The sequence below is a fragment of the Pedococcus sp. genome, from assembly GCF_036554925.1.
Classification (GTDB): domain Bacteria; phylum Actinomycetota; class Actinomycetes; order Actinomycetales; family Dermatophilaceae; genus Pedococcus_A.
On sequence record NZ_DATBMI010000178.1, the window covers coordinates 1 to 3,910 of the forward strand.

Below are 3,910 nucleotides of genomic sequence, written 5' to 3' on the forward strand. Positions count from 1 at the left end.
CGCCGACGCGCGTCGTCTCGGTGCCGAGGCGCTGCGGTCCGACCAGCTCGACAGGTCGCTGCTCCTCGCCGTGGCGGGGGTGTCCCTGGACGACTCCCCGGACACGCGCACCAACCTGCTCGCGACGCTCGACCGCGCCCCGGCTCTCGCGGCCAGCGCTCGAGCCGCCGGCCGCATCCTCAGCCTGGCGGTCAACACCGCCACCGACCAGGTGGCGGTCATGGCCCCGGAGGGCAACGGGCTCGAGCTCTATGACGGACCTGCGCTGCGGCAGGTCCCCCTGCCGGACAAGCTCGTCGGAGGGTCGGTCCACGCCCGGCCGGACGGTCGGGGGTACGCGATCTCGGTCCTGGCCGACCTGGTCGAGGACGGCGAGCTCCCCGTCCTGCTTCTTGACGACACAGGCGCGAGGTCCGCAGTCCAGCTCGGCGGCCTTCCGCGCCTGTACCACTCCAAGGACGCGGCGCCGTACCCCCACAACCGGGCGTACCTGGGGTTCTCGCCCAACGGCCGCTGGTTCGTCGCGTCGTTGATCCAGATCACCGAGGAGGAGCCGACCCGCACCTACGTCTGGGGCCTGGAGTCGCCCGGCCGGCCGGTCGCCAGGCTCGAGCTCGGGGTCGAGGGGAGCGCACCGACGATCACCTCGGACGGACGCACGCTGTTCTCGGCCGACTACCGCGGAGGCTTCGCGCCTCAGGGCGGACGCCTGCTCGTCACCGACCTCCCCAACGGGAGGACGCGCCGGGCCCTGAGGCCCAGCGACCTCGGTGTGAGCCGGCTCGACGACGTGCTTGCCCTGAGCCCGGATGGACGGACACTGGCCGTCGCCGGCGGCTACGAGACCGTCCTGGTCGACACCTCGTCCCTGACGCCGCGAGCACATCTGTCCGGACAGGGCGTGACCCACGGTCTCGCGTTCTCGCCGGACGGCACGCACCTGGCCGCGAGCGGAGACCGGCTGATGGTGTGGGACATCAGCGGGGAGGAACCCCTCGAGGTGCTCGCGCAGGACGGTGACGCCGACGACCCCAGCTTCAGCCGCGACGGCAGGACGCTCTACACGGCGAACTTCTCCGGTCTGGTCCAGGCGTGGGACCTCGCCGGCGACCGGCGGTTCCTCCGAGCCGCCCCGCCCGGTGACCCCTTGGGCTGGGCGGAGCCGGTCACGAGGGTCTCCCCGGACCTGCGGAAGGTCGGCTACACGCAGGTCGGACCCGAGTTCCGCGTCCGGGACGTCGCTACCGGCCGGCTCGGGGCGGTCGTGGCACCCACGATGGTGCAGGCGAGCGTGAACGACATCGCGTGGCACCCGGACGGCACCACCCTCAACATCACCTCGGGGGCCCCCGTCGTCGCGACCTGGGACAGCGACACCGGCCGGAGGATCGCGCAGCGCCCACTCGGGCCACCCGGGTCGACCGAAGGCGCCTACATCGCCTGGTTCAGCCTCGACGGGAAGTACCTGCTCGTCGGCACCAACGAGGGTCGGCTGCACGTGCTGGACGCCCGCACCCTCGCCCCCGCCCGTGCGCCGATCCAGGTGTACAAGACCGAGCAGGGCGAGCCCCTGGGGCAGGTGATCGCCGCGTTCCGACCCAGCGGGGACCTGCGCACGGCGTGGATCGGTGACGCCATCGTCGACTACGTGGCCGGGGCGGTTCGGCCCATGCCTGACCTCGGCTACCGGGTGCTGGCGGCGCACCCCTCCCCCGACGGCAAGCGCGTCTTCGTCGACAGCGGGCCCACCGGTGTCGGCCTGCTCGACCCCGCCACCATGACGTGGGTCTCCCGGCCCAGCGCCGCCGACGCCGATCTGGCGGGTGACAGCACGGTGTGGAGCCAGGACGGATCCCTGGTCGCGAGCATCAGCGAAGGTCGCCTGAGCTACTGGGACGGGCGGACGGGTGACCGCCTCGGGACAGCAACCGTGGACGAGGCGGACGGAGGCCTGGCCTTCTCGAAGGACAACAAACGGCTGCTCTTCGCCGGCTGGCACGGCTCGCTGCGCACATGGGACCTCGACCCTCGTACGTGGACGCAGGCAGCCTGCCGGCTGGCCGGCCGCTCCCTCACCGAGCAGGAGTGGCGCACCTACCTGCCGGAGCGCCCGTTCCAGCCGGTCTGTCAGTCCTGAGCGTCCAGCTCGCGCAGGACGCGGCGCAGCTCACCCTCCGCGTCGAGGCCCTCGCGGCGCGCCTCGGCGACCAGCGCCAGCAGGCGCGCTCCCAGGTCGTCACCGGCCGGGAGGTCGCCCCGTCCGGTGCGCCCCCAGCGGGCCACCACCTTGTCGGCCGCGACGAGGGCGGGCAGGGAGGCCGGTATGCCGTGCAGCAGGCTCGCGTGGCCGGCCTCACCGCCGGAGTGCTCCCCTCCTGCCGTGGCGGCCTTCTGCGCCTTCTCCTCGGCCTTGATGACCTCCCACGCCCGCTCGACCTCCTCGGGGGTCGTGGCGTCGCCGTCGGCGAAGACGTGGGGGTGGCGGCGCAGCAGCTTCTCGACGATCCCGCCCGCGACCTCGTCGATGTCGAACGGCCGCTCAGGGTCCTCCTCCCCCACCCGGGACTGGAAGGCGACCTGGAGCAGCACGTCGCCGAGCTCCTCCACCATGTGGTCGCGGTCGCCGGAGCGGATGGCCTCGGCGGCCTCGTGGGCCTCCTCGACGAGGTACTTCACGAGCGACTCGTGGGTCTGCTCGGCGTCCCACGGGCAACCGCCCGGAGAACGGAGCCGGTCCATGACCGCGACGAGGTCGAGCACGCGCGAGCCGGGCACGTCCCAGGAGCCGACCAGCAGCTCGACCTCGGGGGGCTGCGGCAGGCGTGAGACCTCGGAGGCGATGGCGTCGGTCAGCCCGGGGTCGCCGTCGGCAGACCCGACCCAGACCACCGGCCCCACGGGGGGCCCGCTGCCCTCCGCCGCGCCTGACGCCTCGCTCACCAGGTTGCGCGCCAGCTCGGGCGGGCCGACGCCGCCCACGGCTCGCACCGGCACACCCGACTCGGTGACCGCGGCGGCGAGGGGCTCGTCGGCGTCCCGGGCGAGCACGGCCGACGCCGACTCCAGCGCCTGCCACGCCGCCCGGGTGAGCAGGCCCGGCGCGATGCGCGGGCTGCCGCTCAGCAGGACGAGCCGGCTCCCTGCACGCGCTGCCCCTGGGCCGGCCACCGAGGGCTCAGCCCTCGTCGGAGAGCTTGATCCAGTTGCGGCTCGGCGCCTCGAAGGAGCCGGTGTCGCGGTCGAACGAGCCGTAGCGCGGGTTGATGGTGATCTCGGCCTTCTTGAGCCCGTCGACGACCATCTGCTTCTCGGCGTCGGACATCTTCTGCAGGGCGAAGTTGGCCTTCACGAGGTCGATCGTCGCCTGGGCGGGCTCGGCCAGGTCGGGCATCGCCGAGCGCGCCGTCGAGTCGGACTCCGCCTTGCCGACCTGCTGCGCGACGTCGTTGATGATCGGCGCGGCGATCAGCGAGCTGACCGCGCCCGGCGTGTCGAGGGGCGTCTGGGGCTTGAACGCCTCGTTGATCTCACGGGCCGCCTGCTGCGCCTCGGACTCGCTGACCACCTGGCCGTTGACGACCGCGGCCGTGTCGGCGGTCGCGCAGCCGGCCAAGGTCAGGGCCGCGGCCATCGCCGCCGCCGCGAGCGGGCCACGCAGGGTCCGAAGTGCCTTCACTGACAATCCCTTTCGATTGCTGTACAGCCCATGCTGGTTAGCGCACCCGCGCCGGTTGGGCGGCGACGCGGGCGGCATCGCCCACGCTTCCGAGCATCACGGCGCGGATCAGGTCGCTGGCCCACTGCAAGACTGCCGTGTCACGCAGGGGTTTGCCACCCACCCGGGCCGTCATCGGCTTGGGCACGAGAATGGTACGGACCGCGTCCTTGACGAGCGACTTCGGGTACAGCC

The 3,910-nt window shown here is 73.0% G+C and carries 4 protein-coding genes; 1 reads left to right on the plus strand and 3 read right to left on the minus strand.

Annotated elements, in window-relative coordinates; all coding sequences use genetic code 11:
- A partial coding sequence (locus VIB11_RS13930) for a WD40 repeat domain-containing protein (RefSeq protein ID WP_332031837.1) occupies window positions 1-2,137 on the plus strand: 2,137 nt, incomplete at its 5' end.
- On the opposite strand, the gene VIB11_RS13935 is transcribed toward VIB11_RS13930, so the two are convergent.
- From VIB11_RS13935 to VIB11_RS13945, 3 genes are all read right to left on the minus strand, one after another.
- Window positions 2,128-3,168, minus strand: coding sequence for a MazG family protein (locus VIB11_RS13935; protein ID WP_332031838.1), 1,041 nt, complete (start codon window positions 3,166-3,168; stop codon window positions 2,128-2,130). The genes VIB11_RS13930 and VIB11_RS13935 overlap by 10 nt on opposite strands.
- Before the next feature lie 7 nt (window positions 3,169-3,175).
- The gene (locus tag VIB11_RS13940; protein WP_332031839.1) at window positions 3,176-3,676 is read right to left on the minus strand and encodes a hypothetical protein; all 501 of its coding nucleotides are present in this window, start codon (window positions 3,674-3,676) and stop codon (window positions 3,176-3,178) included.
- Window positions 3,677-3,713: 37 nt separating this feature from the next.
- On the minus strand, window positions 3,714-3,910 hold a 197-nt coding region (locus VIB11_RS13945; protein ID WP_332031840.1), incomplete at its 5' end, for a hypothetical protein.